Origin of the sequence: Piscibacillus salipiscarius, from assembly GCF_042685285.1 — a bacterium.
In the GTDB taxonomy this organism is placed as follows: Bacteria; Bacillota; Bacilli; order Bacillales; family Alkalibacillaceae; genus Piscibacillus; species Piscibacillus salipiscarius.
This window is the reverse complement of record NZ_JBHUMZ010000011.1, coordinates 115,523-135,028: the sequence shown is the minus strand read 5'-3', so window position 1 is coordinate 135,028 and position 19,506 is coordinate 115,523. Positions and strand designations below refer to the sequence as shown.

The following is a 19,506-nucleotide window of genomic DNA, read 5'->3' as shown; positions in this document are numbered from 1 at the left end:
ATCAAACCATACAGTCTATATAACAATTTATATTTTATGCAAATCTTATAAATTTACACCGAAAAATAGTGACATTGTAGGATTTTCTCAAAAATAGTTTACGAACATGTGTTCGTGTTTTATAATGTGGACAACCAGTCATTTAGTGGAATAATTTGGAGGTGTTCTTATGGACGGACCGGGATACATCCTAATATTGTTCGCCTTTGGATCCTTTATCGTAGGATTAATATCACTTATTGTTCAAATTATTATAGCAATCACAAAGAAAAAATAATGCACATTCTTAAAGGTCATACACCATTATTGTTGAATTATATAATTTAGGTTGAAAAATAAAGGGAGATGTATTAAATGCTAAATCAAGTTTGCGTAATGACAATTCGAGTAAAAGACTTGGAGAAATCTGTTTACTTTTATACGGAAGTTTTAGGATTTGAAGTTGATCAATATTACGGAGATACCATCGTAAGTTTAAAGCATTCCAACATACCAATTGTTTTAGAAGAACATCATGATTTAGAGTCAGGTAATAACGTTGTTCTTGCCATTCAATCAGAAAATTTGGAGAAAGATATGAGTGACTTACAATCTAGAGAAGTACCATTTCTACTTGACGTAGAACCTTGCCCGCCAGGTCGCTACACCATTTTTAAAGATCCAGATGGTAATCATATAGAGTTATTAGAGTTTTCTAAGGTAAAATAGTACACTGCACTGTATAAATCCTAGATGATTTAAGATTTTAACTGAAACTAACTGAATAGACTTGAACTCATAAAAAGTAAGTATTTTGACAAGCAATATTACTTAAAACTAACAAAAATCCAGGCCAATAAATGAACAGTCTGGATTTTTGTTAATTATATTGTTTTCTCAGTTTTATAACTATTTAGTTTTCAGGAATTAAAACTTTGTCAATGACATGAATAACACCATTAGAAGCTTCAACATCAGCTAAAATAACCTTTGACTCATTAACTTGAGTTGGATTTAGTGAAATTTTCACAGTTTTACCAGATAACGTTTTTACTTCCATGCCATCTTCTAGACTCTCTGACATAACTTTTTCCTCTACTACATGATATAAAAGAATATCTTTTAAATCTTCTCTAGCTAATAATTCCTCAGCTGTAATATCAAGTTCATTTAAAAGTGCTTCAAATGCTTCATCATTCGGAGCAAAAACTGTAAATGGTCCTTCTCCTTTTAAAGTTTCAACTAAACCGGCTTTTTCTAATGCAGCAACCAGTGTTGTGAAGTCGCCTGAGTCAATGGCTGTATCCACAATATCTTTTTCAGTTACTGATTGATCTTTAGCTAAAGCGCCTAAAGAGAACGAACTCACTATGAAAAGCGTTAAAACACTTAATACAATCCATTTCCGTTTCATATACTATTTCCTCCTTTAGATAGTTCATTGACTGGAAGGTAGTATTTGTTAAATCAATGAATCTATCCAAAAATAATAGTGGAAATTTTTACATACGGTTAAACAATCACTCCCGGGTATGCATCATCATAAAATAAAAAAGCAATTTATTTAGGAGGATTAGTATGAGTATGTATTATGGTAACCAAGGTTTTTCGTGGGGTAATCAACCTCAATTGCCAAGTCAAGCTGATAATCATCAAATTCAATTATTTACATTATTTGAACCTTTTATGTACCAAACATTAATATCGTTAATCAATCAACATGTTGTCGTTGAAACAGACAAAGGAGCATTACGTGGACAATTAATCGATGTAAAAATTGACCATATAGCTTTAGAAATTAGCGGAAACATATACTTTGTTCGCATACAGGAAATTAGTTGGGTCATGCCAACTCAATTTCATGACTCCAAATAATTATTGATAATACAACCCTCCTCACTCATAAACTTACTAATGGTATGACTACTAAAGGAGGGGTACCAATGATTAAACGGTTTGACCGTATTGCGATTGAATTACCAAAGCCCGACCAGCCAGATCCTAATGCTGCCGCAGCTGTACAAGAGCTACTTGGTGGTCGATTTGGAGAAATGTCGACTTTAAATAATTATATGTTCCAATCATTTGGTTTCAGACAAAGTAAAAAGCTTAAACCATTTTATGACCTCATATGTAGTATTACAGGAGAAGAGTTTGGGCACGTAGAGTTAGTTTCTCACACAATAAATTTAATGCTTGTAGGATCTACTTACCCTGAAGAACCTGATCAAACACCTATGCGTGATGGAAAGGACAAACGTAATACTTATCACTTTATTGCTACAGATCAAATGGCAAGACCTTTTGACTCGATGGGGGCAGCTTGGACAGGTGATTACACATTTAAAAGCGGGAATCTCGTACAGGATTTGCTTCATAACTTTTTCCTTGAGATTGGAGCTAGAACACATAAAATGAGAGTTTACGAAATGACAGAACATCCAGTTGCTAGAGAAATGATTGGTTATTTATTAGTCCGTGGAGGAGTGCATATCGTTGCATACGCTAAAGCACTTGAGATTCTTACAGGGGTAGATATGACGAAAATGGTTCCAATCCCAAATTTAAGTAACAGAAAATTTGATGCAGCACGAAAATGGGAAGATGCTGGGGAAGGTAGAAAGTTATATACTTTTAGTGACCAGGATTATAAAGATGTTGTCCAAATATGGAAAGGTGACCACCCGGAAGATGGCTTACCACTTGAGGTCATTCAAGGAGCACCAAAAGGGGCACCTGTTCCGGAGTATCCCGAAGCAGAAGAAACATTTGCTCCAGGAATCTCATACGAAGATTTCCTTGAAATTTCAAAACGGTTGCAAAAGAAGGCTGGTTTGTGAGGTGAATTTAATTCAAGATTGACTGGATGATTATGGTCAAAACTTATAAATTTCATAAATCATGGGAGGACCTCGTTTAGATGCTCCCATGATTTTTTAGTCAAATCAGATTAAAATCATATTTACTTATAATTTCTTATAAAAACCGGTTGCAGAGCCAACGAAACCATTTCTTTTATAAAACTCATGTGCTTTTGATCGTTCTTCCCTGTTACCACTATTTAAAGTAACCATATGACAACCTTGTCCCTTCGCCCATGATTCCGAAGCTTTTAATAGCTCATACCCAATTCCTTTACCACGAGCAAACTCCTTAACTACCATTGAAACGATGCGTACATAAGAATAATCGTCTTCATATCGAAAAGCTCTAATCATACCTGTCATGCCAACAAGTTGTCCCTCAATTTCGTAAACTAACGTATAGTAATCAGGATGTTGATTAATTTTCGAATAACGTTGCTTCATATTTTCGTAACTCGTCGGATAACCTAATTCACTCATCAATTCTGCTAGACCTTGTACATCTTCCATTGTTGCCTTTCTAATCATGTCACTTCACGGTCTCCTTTACATAGTTTTGCAAGAACTCAATATCTTCTTTGTACTGAAAGTCCTCTTTAGGTACTAACTTTGGATCTCTCCATTCAACACTTTGCACAAGTCCATCCGGATCATGCAATCTAATCTGACCCCCGATGATATTGACACTGAAATATTTAACTGTCGACACTTCAGAGTCTTTAGTAAACAGTTCATTTTCTATTTCTACGTGATAGCCCGTTTCTTCGTAAACTTCTCTTATGCAGCATTGTTCAAATGTTTCGTCTGTTTCAACTCCCCCTGATGGAACTGACCACCTTTTTCCTTCATGAGGTAAGCCTTGCTGAATCATTAGTAATTCCTGATTTTCATTAACACAAACCGCTGCCGAACCTTTCCATTTACACATACGATCCCCCCTCACTTACATATAACGTTCGAGACCATTCAGGTAAACTCCTATTTAATACATATGAACATTTTGTTAAAGTAAAACTAGTTTCAAACAAACGTTTGTTTCATAAATTCTTTTAACCTTGAAAACTTACATATGAATGGATAAATTAGAATAAGTATTATTATCAAAAACTGAGAGGCTGTGAAATAATTGAAACGTATAGCAGTATTCTGTGGTTCAAGACATGGAATAGATGATTCCTATATGAAAGAGGCCAAAAAGCTAGGTAAATTGCTTGCTAATCATAACCTTGAACTTGTTTACGGAGGAGCTATTGTTGGTTTAATGGGTGCTGTTGCAGAAGGTGTCCTTGAACAAAATGGTACTGTTATTGGCGTCATTCCAGAAAGACTTAAAACAGTGGAAATAGCTCATCAAAATTTAACTGAGCTACATGTTGTTAAGGACATGCATGAACGAAAGGCTATGATGGCACAACTATCAGATGCCTTCGTAGCCTTACCTGGAGGAGTGGGTACTCTAGAAGAGTGGTTTGAAGTTTTTACTTGGTCGCAAATTGGTTATCACGAAAAACCTTGCGCTTTGCTTAATACAAACGGTTATTATTCACCCCTTGTAGAATTATTCGACCATATGATTAAGGAAGGCTTTGCCGATCGACATTACAAGGAACATATCATAATTGAAGAAAGCCCTCAGCATTTAATTGAAGTTTTAACCGAAAAATAAAGGGGGCATTTGGTGCTTCGCCAAATGCCTCAAAACTCATTGTTTTTTAATTTCCACATTAAATTTGTCGTAAAACTTAGTACGGATTAATATATCGCTAAATTTAATTTGATACTTTTCGCCATCACTAGGTATTGTAAAGCCTATTAAATTCTCATGCGGCCTTACATCTGTTCTGAAGTACTGGTCTTTAATTTCCTCACCATTAGAGTTAATAATAGTAATGTTATTAAATTCTGGAGAGTTTGGAGACACAGGCATAGGGATTTCATAATTATGATAGCCAGTTCTATTCTCTTTTCTTAAATAGACGAATAGCCCGTCACCATTATATTCTAAATGATTAATAAAATAGCTAAATCCGAACACTTCACCTATTCGTTTATTAATGATCACCTTCTCTTGGTACTCTATGTTGGATGCATCTACTTCAAATGTTAGGCTTTGGTCCGTTACTAAATGTAATTCATTTAACTCGACATTCATTTGATCCGGCAGCTGATCAGAAGATTTTATGGGTAGATTAAATTCGTTTCCATTATCATTATTGAAACCCTGATACTTAAACTTAGAAAAACGTTGGTTATCAACTTCACCAGATATACCAAAAATCCTGTGCTCATCTGCAGTTAAATACAACCGATTCCCACCTAACCGATGTTCTAAACGATCTATGGTAACAGTAATACCATTTTGGCTCACCGTGCGCTTTATCGGAACGGTGAATTTATATTTCGCTTCGATGTCTTTGTGTTCTTTAATAGGAATTGTTTTATTATGAAAACGATGTAATTGGTTTTGTCCCACTTGAATTCCAATATCAAATGTATCATGATCTTCAGTTTTATTGTTTTCCATTAAATATTTGACAGCACCATAAATGCGGCCATTATAATATACACTTTCTCTGCTACGCCACAATTCACGAAGGTCATTTCTTCCTTGTTGCAAATGTAAATAATGAAACAACCTACCTTTAGGAACTTCACCTACTTTAATATTATAAAGTAAGTAAAAACCTTCGGAACTGGACCAGACCTGATCAATCGTAAACTCATAATCACTATCTTCTAAAACAAACGTTTGTTTGATGTCTTCTACTACCCCTAGTTTTTTTGCGCGTTTTAGGCCAGGGATTATAGAGTTATAATGTTCTTTTAAGTCCTCATTACTTTCAAGTACTGTCCATTCAAACTCTTCATCTCGTTTTTTTCTTAGAAGATTAAATAACTCGGATCGTTCTTTTTCCATGTCATTTCTTGTTTCAGTATAAAATTTAGAATCTAACTGATGTTCCATTTCTGTTAATCTGACGATTTTGTTACTATAGATTTCTATTAGAGATTCTAACTCCTCTAATGACATGTCCTCATTATAGTTTGGTAATTCTAAATCAATTGCGAGTTCTTCCACACTGTCAATCAGTTGTTCATTCTGCTCATCGGATTTGTCTTTAATTTCTTCTTCCGTTTCATCTGAACTAGACGTTACTTGAACTATTAAGAAAAAACCACCAAGAAGCACTGCTGCGACTAATAATTGGATCAACGTTCGCCTATCCATTTCATACACCCACTCTTCACTGCCAAATTCTCTCTATTAATCCACTACCAATAGTAACCTTATAAACATCTGGATTCGATAGGCTCTTCCAGTCTTCAAAGCCATATTGTCGATCAAAATGATTCAACATTAACGTCATTAAATTGCCATGAGTAACAAGTATGGTTGATTTTACTCTCCCTAGTTTAATAGCTTCTAAAATTGGCAGAAATCGTTGCATCGCTTCATAACTAGACTCACCGCCAGATAACTTCATATGTAAATCTCGAAAAGAAGCTTCTAAAAGTTCCATCCAGTTTTCAAGTTTTTTATTACTTAGATCTCGTTCCTTTAGCCCGTCATGGACGTATATATCTAAATTCTTTTGTTCTGCAGTTGGTAAAATGGATTGAACAGCCCGCGTATATGGGCTAGTAATAATTTGATCTACTTCTATTGTTTCAAAAAAACTAGCTAACTGTTGAGACTGCTCATAACCTTGCGAAGTTAGCTCACAATCTGGATCCTGACCTGTTGCCTTGCAATGCCTAACTAAATAGATGACTTGTTCCATACCGCTTCCCTCCCTCTCCTACATTTCGACAAGTATACATATAATTCCTTGTCATAGATATCAAGATATACAAAAAATAGGTAGTAGAGTTAGCTCCACTACCTATTTTTCTTCAACTTTTACTTTCATTAAGATAACAACGTGATTATTTTTAATTAATTGATCTAAAGTATTATAGCCTCTAATCGTATTTTTTGAATTACTTTGATAAAACGCAGCAACAGGGTATTCCTTTCCAGGTTTTAGATTGATATTACTGTCAATCAAATATTTATGTGAGGTAGGGTACCCTGATTTCAACATCGTTTCTCGTTGACTAGTATATGTTCCACTTTCTTTAGCATTATAACTATACAATCTTAAATCCAAAGTGTCTGCCAAGGGGTCCATCATTGACCAACCAATGTGTTCTGACTTTCGTTTAATATCTACAAACTCAGTCCTAACTTGCCCCATTTTACCATTTAGTCTTTCACCATCTTTATAAATATCTAACCAGACTTCCAATTTCGTATCATTTGGATCTTGAAATTTTACATCAAATTCAAAAATCGGACCTAAAGCTAGACGTTCAGCAGCCTTCTTAGTATCAAATTCTTTTAGAGCTTCGACAGTTGCTAATCCATCTACTTTCATGTCTTTTTCTTCAGTTGAATCTTCTGGACTACAGGCCATTAACGAAATTAGCAACAATAATAACAAATACTTTCTCAATCCTTAAACTCCTATTCATCTTTTAATGATTCTTTAGCCGCTTCAGTTGCATGGATTTTAGTTGTATCAAAAACAGGAACGCTCACGTCTTCTTCTTGAATTAACAATCCAATCTCAGTACAGCCAAGTATAACCCCTTCTGCTCCTTGGTCAACTAACTCTTGAATGACATCTAAATAATAAGCTTTAGACTCTCCATTTAGTTTCCCTTGAACAAGTTCATCAAATATAATGTCATTAATTTTCTCGCGTTGCTCTTCGTCAGGAGTAATCACTTCTAGGCCTTGCTCTTCAAGACGATTTTTATAGAAGGACTGCTCCATCGTATATTTAGTACCTAATAACGCTACTTTACGTACATCCTTCTCCCAGATTGCAAGCGCAGTAGCGTCTGCAATATGCAGAATCGGAATCGTAATACGTTCTTCTATGATTTCTACTACTTTGTGCATCGTATTAGTCGCTAAAATAATAAAATCTGCACCAGCTAACTCCAATGATCTTGCTGCATACCATAATGAATCTCCAGCTTTCCACCATTCGCCTTTTGATTGATTTTCTTCAATTTCCGCAAAATCTACACTATATAAAACGATTTGAGCAGAATGAAGACCACCTAATTCTTTATTAACTTTTTCATTTATTAATCGGTAATAAGTTACGGTCGATTCCCAACTCATTCCGCCAATTATACCTATTGTTTTCATAGTCTCACCTCTCTTCGACATTACCCGGGAAATAATCACATAAAACTACAACTTCAATTGTGTTGATTCGACAAGTTGAATATTGAACTTGTCAGATAATGCCTTCCATGCCTTTTTATTTTCTTCTTCAAATCCGGGAATGCAACTCATTCCATCTGTTAAAACAAAAATATTCTTTTTCCATTTTAAATCATTAGAGAAGTGCTCTGCAATTTGTCGAACTGACTCATATACACAATGAGATTCTGCTTCTCCAGCAATTATTAATTTATCAAATTGACCTAAATAATTAAGTAACTCATGATTAGTCTGATCGTTTTGACTATATTCTGGTTTAATAATACCGTACATTTCACTAAGGGAGTCTTGACCTTTAACAACCTTTTTGACATTCGTTTGACGTGCTATCGAATGAAAGTGAATCATTTTTGAAAATTGATTTTCTAAAGCAGCACCAGGTGTTCCCTCGATACAATGATAAGGCCAAATGCACAGATTTTTTTGCCCTTTTTCTTCTAAATTTTTAACATATTCAATACTTGCTTCTTGTTTAATAACCGGTTTCCATTTATCTTCTTTTAAATCGTTCGTGGTAATAATTGTTAATGGTTCAGGGTGCTTCCCTTCAGGATCTACCCACCATGTAGGATGAAAGATTTGATGCAATCCATGAGTATCTAACGACACAGCAATATTAGTAATCCGTTCCATGTTGTTATATAAAAACCTAGTAATCCGTTCAACATCTTGATGTGCACCAGGTACACCTATCGCCCCTTCTTCCATAAAATCATTTTGAAGATCAATTCCTAAAAATAACACTCTTTCCCCATCTTCATTCGAAGGCTTTAATTGCTCATCTAGTGCTAACGAAACAACATCATTTACATTAATTTTTTCGTATGTACCAATCATTGCTGTGTTAACTATCTGGTTATAAGACGTATTGAGCATGTCATCCCCTCCCTATCATTTATTATATATGATAAATTTATAAGTTTCATTTTCAAGAGCTGACAATGAACCATCTTTTAAAATTAGCTAACAAATTCATTGACCCTAACGTAACGTAATAGTTTATATTAAAAACAGAGGTGATGTTATGTATTTGGTTAAAGAAGTTGCAAAGTTATCAGGAGTAAGTGTGCGCACACTACATCATTATGATCGTATTGGACTTTTAAAGCCTTCTAAAGTAGCTAAAAACGGTTATCGTTATTATGATGACGACAGCTTAAGAAAGCTTCAGCAAATACTATTTTTTAAAGAGCTGGATTTTTCACTGAATCAGATTAAGGAGATCATGATTAACCAAAACTTCGACCAACTTGAAGCATTAGAAAATCATAAAACTTTACTTAAAAAGAAGAAACGTCGCCTCGAACGGCTTCTAACAACAGTCGATGAAACCATTTACTCACTAAAGGAGGATCAAAAAATGAGTAAGAAGAAAATGTTTGAGAATTTTAGTATGGATGAGATTAATGCTCATCAAGAAAAGTACGCTAAAGAAACTGAAGAAAAATATGGTCACACAGATGCTTATAGACAGTCACAAAAACGGACATCAGCCTATACTAAGCAAGATTGGAAAACCATTCAAGAGCGATCAGATAGTATTTACAAACGATTGGCTAACCTAATGGATGAACACACACCGAACGATGCAGAAGTTCAAACTGTTATAGGGGAGTGGCATTCATTGATTCATGACAACTTTTATGAATGTTCACCTGAAATGTTTAAAGGGTTAGGGGATATGTACGTTAGCGATCAACGTTTCACACGAAATATTGATCAGTACGGTGAAGGATTAGCTGAATTTATGCGGGATGCCATGCATATTTATAGCGATAATTTCCCTGAATGACGCATCACTTTTTAACACATACTAACCTTAATTCTTTGTAATGAGGTGATCGTATGGGTAAAGATGAACACAAAACAAAAAGCAAAAACCCAATGGCACAAACGCCTAAAAATCAGCTTCGCGCTGAAGATGTCGAGTTTTCTCAGTCAATGGCAGATCAAGAAGACTTAGAAGCACAAGCAAGAGCGCGAGAAGCTGAGCGACGTCAACAGAACCAGAAACGATAGAATTGAAACGCTTGGGATCTCTTCCAAGCGTTTCTACCTTTTAATACCGATGACTCTCCCGATTTCCTTTGGCTTGTCTAACTCCTTATGTGTCATCCACGCTTCTTCAATCAAGTTTAAAAACTCTCCTGGAAAAGAAGCAGACTTACGGGTTTCTGAACTCACTCCGATTACCATTTGTTCACTCGTTGCAACAGGTGTACCATCTTCTTTTTTCATTCTAAAGAATACATGCATTCTTTTATGATCAAAATCAATTAATTGCCATTCCAATTGAACTTTTTCACCTAATAAGATTTCTTTTAAATAGCAAATATGAGTTTCTAAAGTAAAATATGTATAGTTATAATCATTTAATTTTTCTCTGGTAATCCCCATACTGAGCATCATCTGAAAACCTGCTTTACTAAACACTTTCGCATATTCTGCATCATTCATATGTCCATTATAATCAACCCAACCCTCTTGAACCTGAACTGTATAATTTAACGGGATTGCCATTCATATTCCTCCTATTTCGTTTTAGATGTAAAACATGCTTGCAGGCTCCACCTGCAAGCATGTTAATTATATTCTTTGTTTTTTCAATCGTAATGAGTTGGAAACTACGGAGACTGAACTAAATGCCATTGCTGCTCCAGCAACCCACGGTGCAAGTAAGCCTAATGCTGCAACTGGGATCCCCATACTATTGTAAAAGAGTGCCCAGAACAGGTTTTGTCTGATATTACGCATCGTTTTCTTACTTAATCTAACAGCTTGTGATATATTGGTTAAATCGCCGCCAACTAATGTTACGTCAGCTGCTTCTATGGCAACATCTGTCCCTGTACCAATTGCCATACCAATATCCGCTATAGCTAATGCTGGTGCATCATTTATCCCATCACCAACCATTGCCACTTTCTTTCCAGCATCCTGTAATTTTTTTACTTGGTCGGCTTTATGCTCTGGTAAAACTTCAGCGAATACATTTTCTTCAGAAATTCCAACTTCTCTAGCAACCGCCTTCGCTGTTCGAGTGTTATCTCCAGTCATCATATAGACTTCGATTCCGATTTCTTGGAGCTCTTCAATTGCTGCTTTTGAAGTAGGTTTAACTGTATCAGCTATTGCTATAACGAAACGTAACTCTCGATCAATCGCAGCTAAAACAGATGTTTTACCTTCTTTTTCAAACTCTTGTAGTTTCTCTTCGGCAAACTCTGTGTTAATTCCTTTTTCCATTAATAATTTTCTTGTACCTACTAGAACATCATGACCTTCCACACTTGCCTCAATTCCATGACCAGATACAGCTTCAAATGTAGCTGGATCTTGAACATCCACGTCTTGTTCTGTTGCATAGGCCATAACTGCTTCTGCAAGTGGATGCTCAGAACGCTTCTCAGCTGCGGCAACTAAAGCAAAATCATCCTCAGATCCGGAAACAGTCATAACGTTCGTTACACGCGGTTTACCTTCTGTGATTGTACCTGTTTTATCTAATAAAACGGCTTCAATGGCTTGGGTCCCTTCTAAATATTCTCCGCCTTTAAAGAGAATCCCTTTTTCAGCACCCCGTCCTGAACCAACCATAATCGATGTTGGTGTTGCAAGTCCCAACGCGCAAGGGCAAGCAATGACTAATACTGCTATAGACGCTTCTAGTGCTGATGACCAAACGCCTGGGTCCACAATCAAGAACCAGACTAAAAATGTTATAACGGCTATGCCTACGACTATAGGAACAAAGATTCCTGAAATTTTATCAGCCATTCTTTGAATTGGAGCTTTTGATCCTTGCGCATCTTCCACAATTTTAATGATGCCAGCAAGTGCCGTATCTTTACCGACTTTCTTAGCAATCATGGTAATAGTACCATTTTTATTAATCGTCGAACCAATAACTGGATCTTCCTGGCTTTTATCAACAGGAATCGATTCACCTGTAATCATTGATTCATCAATAGAAGTAGAACCTTCGATTACTTCACCATCAACTGGAATTTTTTCACCTGGTTTAACGATGATGTAATCACCGACTTTTACTTGTTCTACTGGGATACGTTCCTCTTTACCATCTCTAAGGACTGTTGCTTCTTTAGCCTGTAGCTTTAATAAATTGGTAATAGCTGCTGTCGTTCGTCCTTTGGCGAGTGCTTCAAAATATTTACCTAATATGATGAGTGTGATTAAAATCGCACTGGTTTCAAAATACAATTCCGCGTGTTCAATTGTACCCGTTTGCCATAACAACGTTTGAACCACGCTGTATAGATACGCTGCGGATGTACCTAATGCGACTAATACGTCCATGTTGGCACTTTTATTAACGAGCGCTCTATAAGCACCAGTATAAAATGGCCATCCAACGTAAAATTGAACAATCGTCGCTAATACGAACTGCGTCCATGGGTATTCAATAAAAGCTGGTGCTGAAAACCCTAAATCAATCGGCATATGACCTAGCATCGTTAATAATAATGGGAAAGATAAAATCGCAGAGAAAATAAAAAGGTTTTTCTTCTCTCTAATTTCTTTCTCTTTGTGTGACTCCTTTTCTTCATTATCTTGTTTAACGACGGCTTCATATCCTAGTTTCTTTACTTTCTCGATCACATCGTCAGTCGATACCACACCAGGGGTATACTCAACTGTTCCGGACTCAGTGGCTAAATTAATATTAGCTTGAGAGATTCCTTCCATTTTAGAAAGGCCCTTTTCGATTCGTGTTGAGCAAGCCGCGCATGTCATCCCTCTAATATCGAGTTCAATTTTTTCTTCTTGCACGCCATACCCTAGTTTTTGAATGCGTTCAATGACGTCGTGAACACTTGCTTGGTTCTCATCAAATGAGACCGATGCCTTTTCCATCGATAAATTTACGTTCGCATCGACCCCATCCATTTTATTTAGAACTTTTTCAATTCTAGTCGAACAGGCTGAACAAGTCATGCCCGTTATATCTAATTGGGTTTGTTTTTGATCTTTCTCATCTAGTGCCATCTGATTCACTCCCTTACTTAGAATACTGTTTGATCACTTTCATCAGTTCATCCATGTATTCATCTCCGTTACCTTCCTTAACTGCGTTCGTCACACACATCTTCGCATGACGTTCGAGCATTTGGTAACCTACTTTATCCAGGGCAGCTTGAACGGCTGAAATCTGAACTAATACATCGACACAATAGCGATCTTCTTCAACCATTTTTTGAAGCCCTCTTACCTGACCCTCTATTCTTTTTAAACGGTTGCTAATACCCTCTTTTTCTGAATTCGTACGAGGAACAACCGGTTCATCTTGATTAACTATTTTTACGTCTTTTTGATCCATTTATTTTCACCTCTTAGTTATATACTATACCCCCCTAATGCATATTGTCAACAAAAAAGGGGTGATTTATTTTATTAACTTCTGATACAAGAAATTGGTTTATAAAAGAACCCCGCTCATATTGAACGGGGAACCTATTTAAGCTACGACATCGTAACCTTGTTCATCAATAGCTTCTTTCATCTGATCCACAGAAACTTTTGAGTCGTCAAACTTAACATCAACTTTCCCTTCACCTAAGTTAACGTTAACTTCTGATACACCATCTAATTCTTTTAAAGCACCTTCAACTGAAGATACACAATGGCCACAAGACATACCTTGTACTGTAAGTGTTAATTCTTTCATAGTATAACCCCTTTCTTGTATTTTCTGACTTCAATATATCATACCCCCGAAAGGTATTCAATGTTAGTGCTCAATAATCTCAATAATTCTTTAACTAATATATAGCTTACTTACATGATACCCCCTCAAAGTATTTTTATCATAAACTTAAAGACAAGCGTATATCTTATTAGAGTAAATGAAATTTAAGGAGGCTCACCTATGAGCGTGGTCATTTTTTCTAGTGCAATTATATTAATTAATTTGTTGATCATCATATTTTTTATTCATCCATCAGGCAAACAAATGGAATCTATGATCACAACGATGGTACTGACTTCGTCCAATGGGTTAACCATCGGATTTCTTGTATGGGTTTGGTTCGGTGGACAAGCATTAGTGGCTACATTAATCGCCATAGTGCTATCCGCATTAGTTGGCATGGGGGTCGGGATGAGGTTTGGAGTAAAGTGCCAGATTGAGGGCTTTTTCTCTGGCTTAATGGCATCGATGATGGGGATCATGCTCATTATGATGTTTGAACAGCACGATGGTCTATTCTTACTCATGATTGGGTTAGCTTTTTTGGTGGGAATAACTGTTTTTTCTATTGCCAAGCAGTACGAGTTAAAATATTCTTATTTAATCTTACTATGTGTTTTAGTTACGACGATATTTTTTTTATTTCCTAATGATGAAATTCACCAGCATATCCCTAATCAACACGAGCATCATGGTCAAGATATTTAAAATTTGCTAGTATAGACATAGGAGGAGGGACTGAGCATGGGTGGTTTTTCATTTATAGGATTAATTATAACTTTAATACCTATTGTACTCACAATATTGGTCATCATATGGATTTTACAGATTAGAGATTATAATCATAAACAAGTGGAACAAAACAAACGGATTATTGAATTACTTGATAAGAAAAATGATTATACATAGAGTAAAGGCTTCCAGCAAATTTGGAAGCCTTTTTATTATTTATAGGACAATATTTTGAATTTCTGAGACATGAGTTTTGTCGAAAACGTATTCAACACGTTTTATGAGACATTGAAGCCATTTTATAGGACATTGAGTTCAAAATATTGAGACATTACTTCGTACGATTGAATTTTGTCGTTAACAATAACGTAACTAATAAACCAATCCCGATTACAAGAAAAATGGTGCTTGATGAGAATGCGATAAACATTTCACCAGTTGCAAGTCCTGACGTAACACCAACAAAAGCCCCGAATAGTAAAATTCCTACGGCTAATGCATATAACACAGCACGAACTTGGTTCATCGCATACTTCTTGTCTGTCTCTCTCGCAAGTATACTATAGGTTAAAATCGCACCGCCAATAACTATAAAAATACTTGTTCCTGATTTAGCTGGCCCTGGTACATCCATGAAGTTCATACTAACAGTCATGAGTAGACCAAATAAAATTAACATCACACTTATGACAATCCCACCTGTAGAAATTCGATTTGTCATCGAACTGTACACCTCTCCTTTTGCTTCTTCTTTTCCTGCTTCACGCATATCATCGACTAAGCCACTTAAATCACCCATTGATACCTTTGCTTCTCTAAAAGCTTCTTCATCCGACAAGCCTTGTTTTTGATAGTCCTTAATTCGTTCATGCATATTAGTTATAAGTTCTTGTTTCAGATCAAATAATTGCTGACTCTTACCAACATCTTTAAATAAATCATCAATATATTTTCTAACTTCTTCATTAAGATTCATTGGAATCCCCTCCTGTTATTAGTTGATCTAACACATCTTTGGCAAAAAACCATTCTTCTTTGTTTTGTTCATATTTTTTTAAGCCATCGTCAGTTATTCGGTAATATTTACGGCGTCCGCCTTGAGTTTCGTCACCCCAATAAGACGTAATTAAACCATCTTTTTGTAAACGCCTAAAAGCTGTATACAGTGTTGCTTCCTTTAACTCATATTGATTTTGACTTAGCTCAATAATCTTCTTGTATATTTCATAGCCATAACTATCACCTTGTCTTAAGATGTTTAAGATAATTGTGACCGTATGACCACGAATCAAGTCTGTTGATATGTTTGAACTCATTTTACTTCGCCTCCTGAACTATATCATAATACATATTACTATTTGTGTCAAAGTAATATGTTAAACATGTTTAATTTTTTTTCATAAGTGGTTATAATATAAATAACAGATTCGTATAAAATAAAAATAACCGTTGGTGCAAGCACACCAACGGCTACGTACAATAGCCCTTCAATGGGGCGGCTCGCTTTTAGAATCGTAACGACCCTAACGCTGACCAGGCACATGGGTGGTTACTTTTTTTCTGACAGTATTAACGCCACCAATGATCCAAACGCTAGCATGATCATCATGGCTTCATACACCGTCATAGGCATCACCCCCTCCACGTAAGAATAGGGGCGAGCCACCACCCTAAAAGCCTTATTGTACATTAACAACATTGACTAAAAATTAACTATACATACTGGACCTCTTTACCTATTTTTCACATAAAAAACCCCACTAGATAATCTAGCAGGGTTAATATCATTAATCTTCTTCACGGTCGTCATCTTCGCCATCTTCTTCGTCATCATCATTATCTTCGTCTTTATCTTCTTTGTCTTCTTCATCGTGATCGTCTTCGCGTTCTGCTTCTTCACGATCATCCTCATCGTCACGGTCTTCTTTTTCATCTAGATCTTCTATCTTTTCTTCCAATTTTTCTAAAGCCTTCTCAGCTTTCTCTTCAGCTTTAGATTTAGCTTTTTCTGTTTTCCATTCTAATTTACTTAGAATCTTTTCAATTTTACGCTCGGCTTTATCGATTTTTTCTTCTGCTTTTTCTTCACTTTCAGCCTTAGCTAATTCACGCTCTAATTCAGCGATAACTTTAGCTAGCTCACGATCTGCCTCTTCTTTTGCCTTATCTAACTTTTTAGTTGCTTGTTCTTTTTCTTTCGCTAACTTACGTTCAGTTTCCTTAACTTTCTTTTCTGCTTCGTCTTTACTTTCATGTTTTTCTTTTTCTTCATCTTCTTCTACAGGTTCATCAGTTGTATCCTCTTCACTTGTACTTTCTTCTTCTGTTGTATCATCGTCGTGTTGTACTAGAACCTGTTCTAATTCGTCTTTAGTTTCCTGAGATAACTCTTCATGATTTATAAGTTCTTCAAGACTAATTGCTTGCTGTTCTTTATTTTTTTCCACCGTTTCTTCTACTTCTGTAACGTCTTCACCTTCAGCCTTTGCCGCCTCAAGGTTTTTCTTAATTTCTTCTAAATGCTGCTCATATTCTTTAAATAGCTCATCAACTTCTTCTTGGCTATCCATTTCAATAAGTTCTTTAATTTCTGCTAACCTTTCTTCTGCAAACCCATCCTGAAGCAAAGCCTTAATTGTTTTGTCCTCAGTCAATTCATACTCAGCTTGTTCCATAAAGCGACTCATATGGTAGACTTCTGAATCTGGACTAACATAAGACTGATCTTCTGTTGGATTCTCTTCTGCCTGAACAGCCCCTCCAATTAACAATGTACTCGTTATTAGAGCAAATAAAAACTTTTTCAATTTCCTCATCCCTTCCTAATTTTTTAATTTAACTGCTGATTGGAATTCTTTAATGGTGTCACTAAGTTCATCAAACTGATTCTTATTAGCTAAGAAAGAAAGTACCAACGTCTGCTGACCATTTTGTTTAAGATAAACTTCTGTTTTAATGCTTTCTTTATTTTTCGATTGGTAGGAAAAGTAATCTTCCTCTTCCTCAATCACTTCTACATCTCCCGCACCTGCAATCAGTTCATCTTTAATTTGATTAAAACTTTTTTGTGTATCAAATATTGTCACAATTGCTTTTATGTGTTGGTGATTGAAACTGACTGTTAAAGGGTTCTTTTCTTCTTTTCCTACTGACCAACCAGAAGTATCTTTAACTATAAGTGCACCATTTTCATATAAGACTTTACTAGAATTGTCTTTTTCTACCTGCTCTTCTTTGTTATCTTGAGGCTCATCCTTTTTTTCTTCAGCATCAGCCCCACAACCAGATAGAACAATCAATCCAGTAATCAAAAAATAAATCCACTTGTTACGCATTTATGTACCTCTCCCTCAATCAAACTACTCATACATTTCGGGATTCTTCAAAATTTGTGTGGGCTTTTTACTTTTTTCCACTCCATTCGTCGAAAAATTCTGCTAAAAATTGTTTCATCATGTTATGTCGTTCTTTTGCGATATTATACCCCGTTCTAGTATTCATAAGGTCTTTTAATTTTAGGAGTTTTTCATAAAAATGATTGATGGCAGTTCCATCACGTTTGCTATATTCTTCTTTAGTCATACCTTCCCGAGGTTCCACATCAGGGTGATGTATTAGATTGCCCTTTGAACCCGCATAAGTAAAACAACGAGCAATTCCAATAGCTCCAATCGCGTCTAGACGGTCAGCATCCTGAACTACTTTGGCTTCTAAACTAGTTAGCTTAGGGCCTTGGCCACCTTTATATGAAATGGTCTTAATAATGTATAAAATATGCTCTTGCTGTAGTTGAGGAATTTTAAGATCATCTAACCAATTTTTAACACGTTTGAGGCCAGCTTCTTCAGATTCGTTTAGTTTCTCATCAGCTAGGTCATGAAGAAGTGCAGACATTGTACAAATGAATGGATCAGCATTTTCTTCATCTGCTATTCGATTGGCCAAGTTAGTTACACGCTCAATGTGCCACCAATCGTGACCAGTACCCTCGTTTTCCAGTTCTTTTTTAACAAAATCTCTCGTAAGATTTATAGGGTCCATAAGTAACCCCTCCTTTAACTGTACTTTAAATACTAAATAAATTTTTTAACTTTACAAATTATTTTTACATGTTATATTTTTAAGTGTAAGAAAACTGCATAACCGAATCAACACTAGGGGAGCTACAAGCAAGTGGCTGAGAGGGCAATCGCCCGACCCTTAAAACCCGATCTAGATAATACTAGCGTGGGGAAGTGTAGGAGACTGTCTGAAGTACAGGTGAATTTTCGTACAGGTCAACTGCATTCCCACGGGAGTGCAGTTTTTTTAATTTATAAAAAAATTATAGGGAGGAGATTTTCATGACAAATCAATGTGGAACAAGTCGTATTGCGGGATGCCAGTTCACCCTTTATCCGATGAGCGACCAATTTGTCGACATTATTTTATCGGCGTTAGAAGAAGTCGATACATCAAAAGTCTGGAAAGATACAGACGATGTGAGTACGTGTATTCGCGGAAAAATAGTTCACATTTTTGATGTGACAGAGGCCATTTTCCTACACGCAGCAAAAACAGGTGAACATGTTGCCATGAGTGGTACGTTCTCGATTGGCTGCCCAGGGGATTCACCTGGAGATGTTTATATGGATGAGACGAATGAACCACAGAACCAAGCAAACATCCAAGAGCTAGAGCAAAAGGCTGGATGTAAGTTTTCGCTATACCCAATGGGGCGAGAAGATTACATGGAACAAATTATGAATCAAATCGATTTGTCAAAAGAGCGTGATGTTAAAGTGAGCGCATCACACTATGCCACTCGTTTAGATGGTGATGTTAAAAATATCTTTAAAACGTTACGCGAATCTTTTAACCAAGTTCAACAAGAAGTTTCACACGTGACTATGACATTTACGATATCGGCTAATAGCCCATCAAACAATTAAAGGAGAGGTGAA

The 19,506-nt window shown here is 36.0% G+C and carries 28 protein-coding genes and 1 riboswitch; of the genes, 10 read left to right on the top strand and 18 right to left on the bottom strand.

Annotated elements, in window-relative coordinates:
* Positions 1-169 precede the first annotated feature (169 nt).
* A complete protein-coding gene (locus ACFSW4_RS03510) occupies positions 170-277 on the top strand; it encodes a putative holin-like toxin (protein WP_369404790.1) in 108 nt (35 codons plus the stop codon).
* A gap of 77 nt (positions 278-354) precedes the next feature.
* Positions 355-708, top strand: a complete 354-nt coding sequence (locus ACFSW4_RS03505) for a VOC family protein (RefSeq protein WP_054752024.1) — start codon at positions 355-357, stop codon at positions 706-708.
* Between the two features lie 184 nt (positions 709-892).
* Here the strand turns inward: ACFSW4_RS03505 and ACFSW4_RS03500 are convergent, their stop codons facing one another.
* Positions 893-1,393 carry a fasciclin domain-containing protein gene (locus ACFSW4_RS03500; protein ID WP_054752026.1) on the bottom strand — a complete coding sequence of 167 codons (501 nt, stop codon included), beginning with the start codon at positions 1,391-1,393 and terminating at the stop codon, positions 893-895.
* Positions 1,394-1,557: 164 nt separating this feature from the next.
* On the opposite strand from ACFSW4_RS03500, the gene ACFSW4_RS03495 reads away from it, so the two are divergent.
* Positions 1,558-1,854, top strand: a complete 297-nt coding sequence (locus tag ACFSW4_RS03495; RefSeq protein WP_377327470.1) for a YuzF family protein — start codon at positions 1,558-1,560, stop codon at positions 1,852-1,854.
* A 68-nt stretch (positions 1,855-1,922) separates the two neighbouring features.
* A complete protein-coding gene (locus ACFSW4_RS03490; RefSeq protein WP_377327468.1) occupies positions 1,923-2,819 on the top strand; it encodes a manganese catalase family protein in 897 nt (298 codons plus the stop codon).
* A gap of 126 nt (positions 2,820-2,945) precedes the next feature.
* Here the strand turns inward: ACFSW4_RS03490 and ACFSW4_RS03485 are convergent, their stop codons facing one another.
* On the bottom strand, positions 2,946-3,371 hold the full coding sequence (locus ACFSW4_RS03485; protein ID WP_054752028.1) for a GNAT family N-acetyltransferase: 426 nt from the start codon (positions 3,369-3,371) through the stop codon (positions 2,946-2,948).
* Between the two features lies 1 nt (position 3,372).
* Positions 3,373-3,771 (bottom strand): NUDIX hydrolase, encoded by a 399-nt coding sequence (locus tag ACFSW4_RS03480; RefSeq protein WP_054752030.1) that lies wholly within the window; start codon positions 3,769-3,771, stop codon positions 3,373-3,375.
* A gap of 198 nt (positions 3,772-3,969) precedes the next feature.
* Here ACFSW4_RS03480 and ACFSW4_RS03475 point away from each other — a divergent pair, with 198 nt between their 5' ends.
* A complete protein-coding gene (locus tag ACFSW4_RS03475; RefSeq protein WP_054752032.1) occupies positions 3,970-4,509 on the top strand; it encodes a TIGR00730 family Rossman fold protein in 540 nt (179 codons plus the stop codon).
* A 36-nt stretch (positions 4,510-4,545) separates the two neighbouring features.
* Here the strand turns inward: ACFSW4_RS03475 and ACFSW4_RS03470 are convergent, their stop codons facing one another.
* The 5 genes from ACFSW4_RS03470 to ACFSW4_RS03450 all read right to left on the bottom strand — a co-directional run bounded on the left by ACFSW4_RS03470 (position 4,546) and on the right by ACFSW4_RS03450 (position 9,000).
* Positions 4,546-6,072 carry a hypothetical protein gene (locus ACFSW4_RS03470; protein WP_377327466.1) on the bottom strand — a complete coding sequence of 509 codons (1,527 nt, stop codon included), beginning with the start codon at positions 6,070-6,072 and terminating at the stop codon, positions 4,546-4,548.
* Between the two features lie 16 nt (positions 6,073-6,088).
* Complete coding sequence (locus ACFSW4_RS03465) at positions 6,089-6,625, bottom strand: histidine phosphatase family protein (RefSeq protein ID WP_054752038.1); 537 nt, start codon at positions 6,623-6,625, stop codon at positions 6,089-6,091.
* A gap of 102 nt (positions 6,626-6,727) precedes the next feature.
* Positions 6,728-7,339 carry a hypothetical protein gene (locus ACFSW4_RS03460; RefSeq protein WP_377327464.1) on the bottom strand — a complete coding sequence of 204 codons (612 nt, stop codon included), beginning with the start codon at positions 7,337-7,339 and terminating at the stop codon, positions 6,728-6,730.
* An 11-nt stretch (positions 7,340-7,350) separates the two neighbouring features.
* Positions 7,351-8,046, bottom strand: a complete 696-nt coding sequence (locus tag ACFSW4_RS03455; RefSeq protein ID WP_054752042.1) for an aspartate/glutamate racemase family protein — start codon at positions 8,044-8,046, stop codon at positions 7,351-7,353.
* 45 nt (positions 8,047-8,091) lie between these two features.
* Positions 8,092-9,000, bottom strand: coding sequence for a hypothetical protein (locus ACFSW4_RS03450; RefSeq protein ID WP_377327462.1), 909 nt, complete (start codon positions 8,998-9,000; stop codon positions 8,092-8,094).
* A gap of 148 nt (positions 9,001-9,148) precedes the next feature.
* Between ACFSW4_RS03450 and ACFSW4_RS03445 the strand changes: the two genes are divergently transcribed.
* Positions 9,149-9,916 (top strand): MerR family transcriptional regulator, encoded by a 768-nt coding sequence (locus tag ACFSW4_RS03445; protein WP_377327460.1) that lies wholly within the window; start codon positions 9,149-9,151, stop codon positions 9,914-9,916.
* A 53-nt stretch (positions 9,917-9,969) separates the two neighbouring features.
* The gene (locus tag ACFSW4_RS03440) at positions 9,970-10,143 is read left to right on the top strand and encodes a YfhD family protein (protein ID WP_279401305.1); all 174 of its coding nucleotides are present in this window, start codon (positions 9,970-9,972) and stop codon (positions 10,141-10,143) included.
* A gap of 33 nt (positions 10,144-10,176) precedes the next feature.
* On the opposite strand, the gene ACFSW4_RS03435 is transcribed toward ACFSW4_RS03440, so the two are convergent.
* From ACFSW4_RS03435 to copZ, 4 genes are all read right to left on the bottom strand, one after another.
* A complete protein-coding gene (locus ACFSW4_RS03435) occupies positions 10,177-10,644 on the bottom strand; it encodes a thioesterase family protein (RefSeq protein WP_377327458.1) in 468 nt (155 codons plus the stop codon).
* A 66-nt stretch (positions 10,645-10,710) separates the two neighbouring features.
* The gene (locus ACFSW4_RS03430) at positions 10,711-13,131 is read right to left on the bottom strand and encodes a heavy metal translocating P-type ATPase (protein ID WP_054752045.1); all 2,421 of its coding nucleotides are present in this window, start codon (positions 13,129-13,131) and stop codon (positions 10,711-10,713) included.
* A gap of 13 nt (positions 13,132-13,144) precedes the next feature.
* Entirely contained in the window at positions 13,145-13,462 is a 318-nt protein-coding gene (locus ACFSW4_RS03425) for a metal-sensing transcriptional repressor (RefSeq protein WP_054752047.1), read from the bottom strand.
* Positions 13,463-13,600: 138 nt separating this feature from the next.
* The gene (gene copZ, locus ACFSW4_RS03420; protein ID WP_054752049.1) at positions 13,601-13,810 is read right to left on the bottom strand and encodes a copper chaperone CopZ; all 210 of its coding nucleotides are present in this window, start codon (positions 13,808-13,810) and stop codon (positions 13,601-13,603) included.
* 201 nt (positions 13,811-14,011) lie between these two features.
* On the opposite strand from copZ, the gene ACFSW4_RS03415 reads away from it, so the two are divergent.
* Together ACFSW4_RS03415 and ACFSW4_RS03410 are read left to right on the top strand one after the other, a co-directional pair.
* Entirely contained in the window at positions 14,012-14,539 is a 528-nt protein-coding gene (locus ACFSW4_RS03415; RefSeq protein ID WP_377327455.1) for a hypothetical protein, read from the top strand.
* 36 nt (positions 14,540-14,575) lie between these two features.
* Positions 14,576-14,740: a hypothetical protein gene (locus tag ACFSW4_RS03410; protein ID WP_279401306.1), complete on the top strand. Its 165-nt coding sequence runs from the start codon at positions 14,576-14,578 to the stop codon at positions 14,738-14,740.
* 154 nt (positions 14,741-14,894) lie between these two features.
* Here ACFSW4_RS03410 and ACFSW4_RS03405 read toward each other — a convergent pair whose 3' ends face one another.
* The 6 genes from ACFSW4_RS03405 to ACFSW4_RS03380 form a co-directional block, all read right to left on the bottom strand.
* Entirely contained in the window at positions 14,895-15,539 is a 645-nt protein-coding gene (locus tag ACFSW4_RS03405; RefSeq protein WP_054752052.1) for a permease prefix domain 1-containing protein, read from the bottom strand.
* Positions 15,529-15,879: a PadR family transcriptional regulator gene (locus tag ACFSW4_RS03400; RefSeq protein ID WP_377327453.1), complete on the bottom strand. Its 351-nt coding sequence runs from the start codon at positions 15,877-15,879 to the stop codon at positions 15,529-15,531. The genes ACFSW4_RS03405 and ACFSW4_RS03400 overlap by 11 nt, the downstream gene beginning before the upstream one ends.
* 233 nt (positions 15,880-16,112) lie before the next feature.
* Positions 16,113-16,190 (bottom strand): putative holin-like toxin, encoded by a 78-nt coding sequence (locus ACFSW4_RS03395; protein WP_377327574.1) that lies wholly within the window; start codon positions 16,188-16,190, stop codon positions 16,113-16,115.
* Between the two features lie 160 nt (positions 16,191-16,350).
* Positions 16,351-17,370 carry a DUF5667 domain-containing protein gene (locus tag ACFSW4_RS03390; protein ID WP_377327451.1) on the bottom strand — a complete coding sequence of 340 codons (1,020 nt, stop codon included), beginning with the start codon at positions 17,368-17,370 and terminating at the stop codon, positions 16,351-16,353.
* A 15-nt stretch (positions 17,371-17,385) separates the two neighbouring features.
* Positions 17,386-17,898 (bottom strand): hypothetical protein, encoded by a 513-nt coding sequence (locus tag ACFSW4_RS03385; RefSeq protein ID WP_377327449.1) that lies wholly within the window; start codon positions 17,896-17,898, stop codon positions 17,386-17,388.
* Positions 17,899-17,965: 67 nt separating this feature from the next.
* Positions 17,966-18,604, bottom strand: a complete 639-nt coding sequence (locus tag ACFSW4_RS03380; RefSeq protein ID WP_377327447.1) for an HD domain-containing protein — start codon at positions 18,602-18,604, stop codon at positions 17,966-17,968.
* Positions 18,605-18,709: 105 nt separating this feature from the next.
* Positions 18,710-18,814: riboswitch (TPP riboswitch) on the top strand.
* A gap of 92 nt (positions 18,815-18,906) precedes the next feature.
* On the opposite strand from ACFSW4_RS03380, the gene ACFSW4_RS03375 reads away from it, so the two are divergent.
* Positions 18,907-19,494, top strand: a complete 588-nt coding sequence (locus tag ACFSW4_RS03375) for a YkoF family thiamine/hydroxymethylpyrimidine-binding protein (RefSeq protein ID WP_054752059.1) — start codon at positions 18,907-18,909, stop codon at positions 19,492-19,494.
* Positions 19,495-19,506: the final 12 nt, after the last annotated feature.

Coding starts and splice junctions, on each gene's coding strand:
- ACFSW4_RS03510 (WP_369404790.1), top strand. CDS start 170: ATGGACGGACCGGGATACATCCTAATATTGTTCGCCTTTGGATCCTTT.
- ACFSW4_RS03505 (WP_054752024.1), top strand. CDS start 355: ATGCTAAATCAAGTTTGCGTAATGACAATTCGAGTAAAAGACTTGGAG.
- ACFSW4_RS03500 (WP_054752026.1), bottom strand. CDS start 1,393: ATGAAACGGAAATGGATTGTATTAAGTGTTTTAACGCTTTTCATAGTG.
- ACFSW4_RS03495 (WP_377327470.1), top strand. CDS start 1,558: ATGAGTATGTATTATGGTAACCAAGGTTTTTCGTGGGGTAATCAACCT.
- ACFSW4_RS03490 (WP_377327468.1), top strand. CDS start 1,923: ATGATTAAACGGTTTGACCGTATTGCGATTGAATTACCAAAGCCCGAC.
- ACFSW4_RS03485 (WP_054752028.1), bottom strand. CDS start 3,371: ATGATTAGAAAGGCAACAATGGAAGATGTACAAGGTCTAGCAGAATTG.
- ACFSW4_RS03480 (WP_054752030.1), bottom strand. CDS start 3,771: ATGTGTAAATGGAAAGGTTCGGCAGCGGTTTGTGTTAATGAAAATCAG.
- ACFSW4_RS03470 (WP_377327466.1), bottom strand. CDS start 6,072: ATGGATAGGCGAACGTTGATCCAATTATTAGTCGCAGCAGTGCTTCTT.
- ACFSW4_RS03465 (WP_054752038.1), bottom strand. CDS start 6,625: ATGGAACAAGTCATCTATTTAGTTAGGCATTGCAAGGCAACAGGTCAG.
- ACFSW4_RS03455 (WP_054752042.1), bottom strand. CDS start 8,046: ATGAAAACAATAGGTATAATTGGCGGAATGAGTTGGGAATCGACCGTA.
- ACFSW4_RS03450 (WP_377327462.1), bottom strand. CDS start 9,000: ATGCTCAATACGTCTTATAACCAGATAGTTAACACAGCAATGATTGGT.
- ACFSW4_RS03445 (WP_377327460.1), top strand. CDS start 9,149: ATGTATTTGGTTAAAGAAGTTGCAAAGTTATCAGGAGTAAGTGTGCGC.
- ACFSW4_RS03440 (WP_279401305.1), top strand. CDS start 9,970: ATGGGTAAAGATGAACACAAAACAAAAAGCAAAAACCCAATGGCACAA.
- ACFSW4_RS03435 (WP_377327458.1), bottom strand. CDS start 10,644: ATGGCAATCCCGTTAAATTATACAGTTCAGGTTCAAGAGGGTTGGGTT.
- ACFSW4_RS03430 (WP_054752045.1), bottom strand. CDS start 13,131: ATGGCACTAGATGAGAAAGATCAAAAACAAACCCAATTAGATATAACG.
- ACFSW4_RS03425 (WP_054752047.1), bottom strand. CDS start 13,462: ATGGATCAAAAAGACGTAAAAATAGTTAATCAAGATGAACCGGTTGTT.
- copZ (WP_054752049.1), bottom strand. CDS start 13,810: ATGAAAGAATTAACACTTACAGTACAAGGTATGTCTTGTGGCCATTGT.
- ACFSW4_RS03415 (WP_377327455.1), top strand. CDS start 14,012: ATGAGCGTGGTCATTTTTTCTAGTGCAATTATATTAATTAATTTGTTG.
- ACFSW4_RS03410 (WP_279401306.1), top strand. CDS start 14,576: ATGGGTGGTTTTTCATTTATAGGATTAATTATAACTTTAATACCTATT.
- ACFSW4_RS03405 (WP_054752052.1), bottom strand. CDS start 15,539: ATGAATCTTAATGAAGAAGTTAGAAAATATATTGATGATTTATTTAAA.
- ACFSW4_RS03400 (WP_377327453.1), bottom strand. CDS start 15,879: ATGAGTTCAAACATATCAACAGACTTGATTCGTGGTCATACGGTCACA.
- ACFSW4_RS03395 (WP_377327574.1), bottom strand. CDS start 16,190: ATGACGGTGTATGAAGCCATGATGATCATGCTAGCGTTTGGATCATTG.
- ACFSW4_RS03385 (WP_377327449.1), bottom strand. CDS start 17,898: ATGCGTAACAAGTGGATTTATTTTTTGATTACTGGATTGATTGTTCTA.
- ACFSW4_RS03380 (WP_377327447.1), bottom strand. CDS start 18,604: ATGGACCCTATAAATCTTACGAGAGATTTTGTTAAAAAAGAACTGGAA.
- ACFSW4_RS03375 (WP_054752059.1), top strand. CDS start 18,907: ATGACAAATCAATGTGGAACAAGTCGTATTGCGGGATGCCAGTTCACC.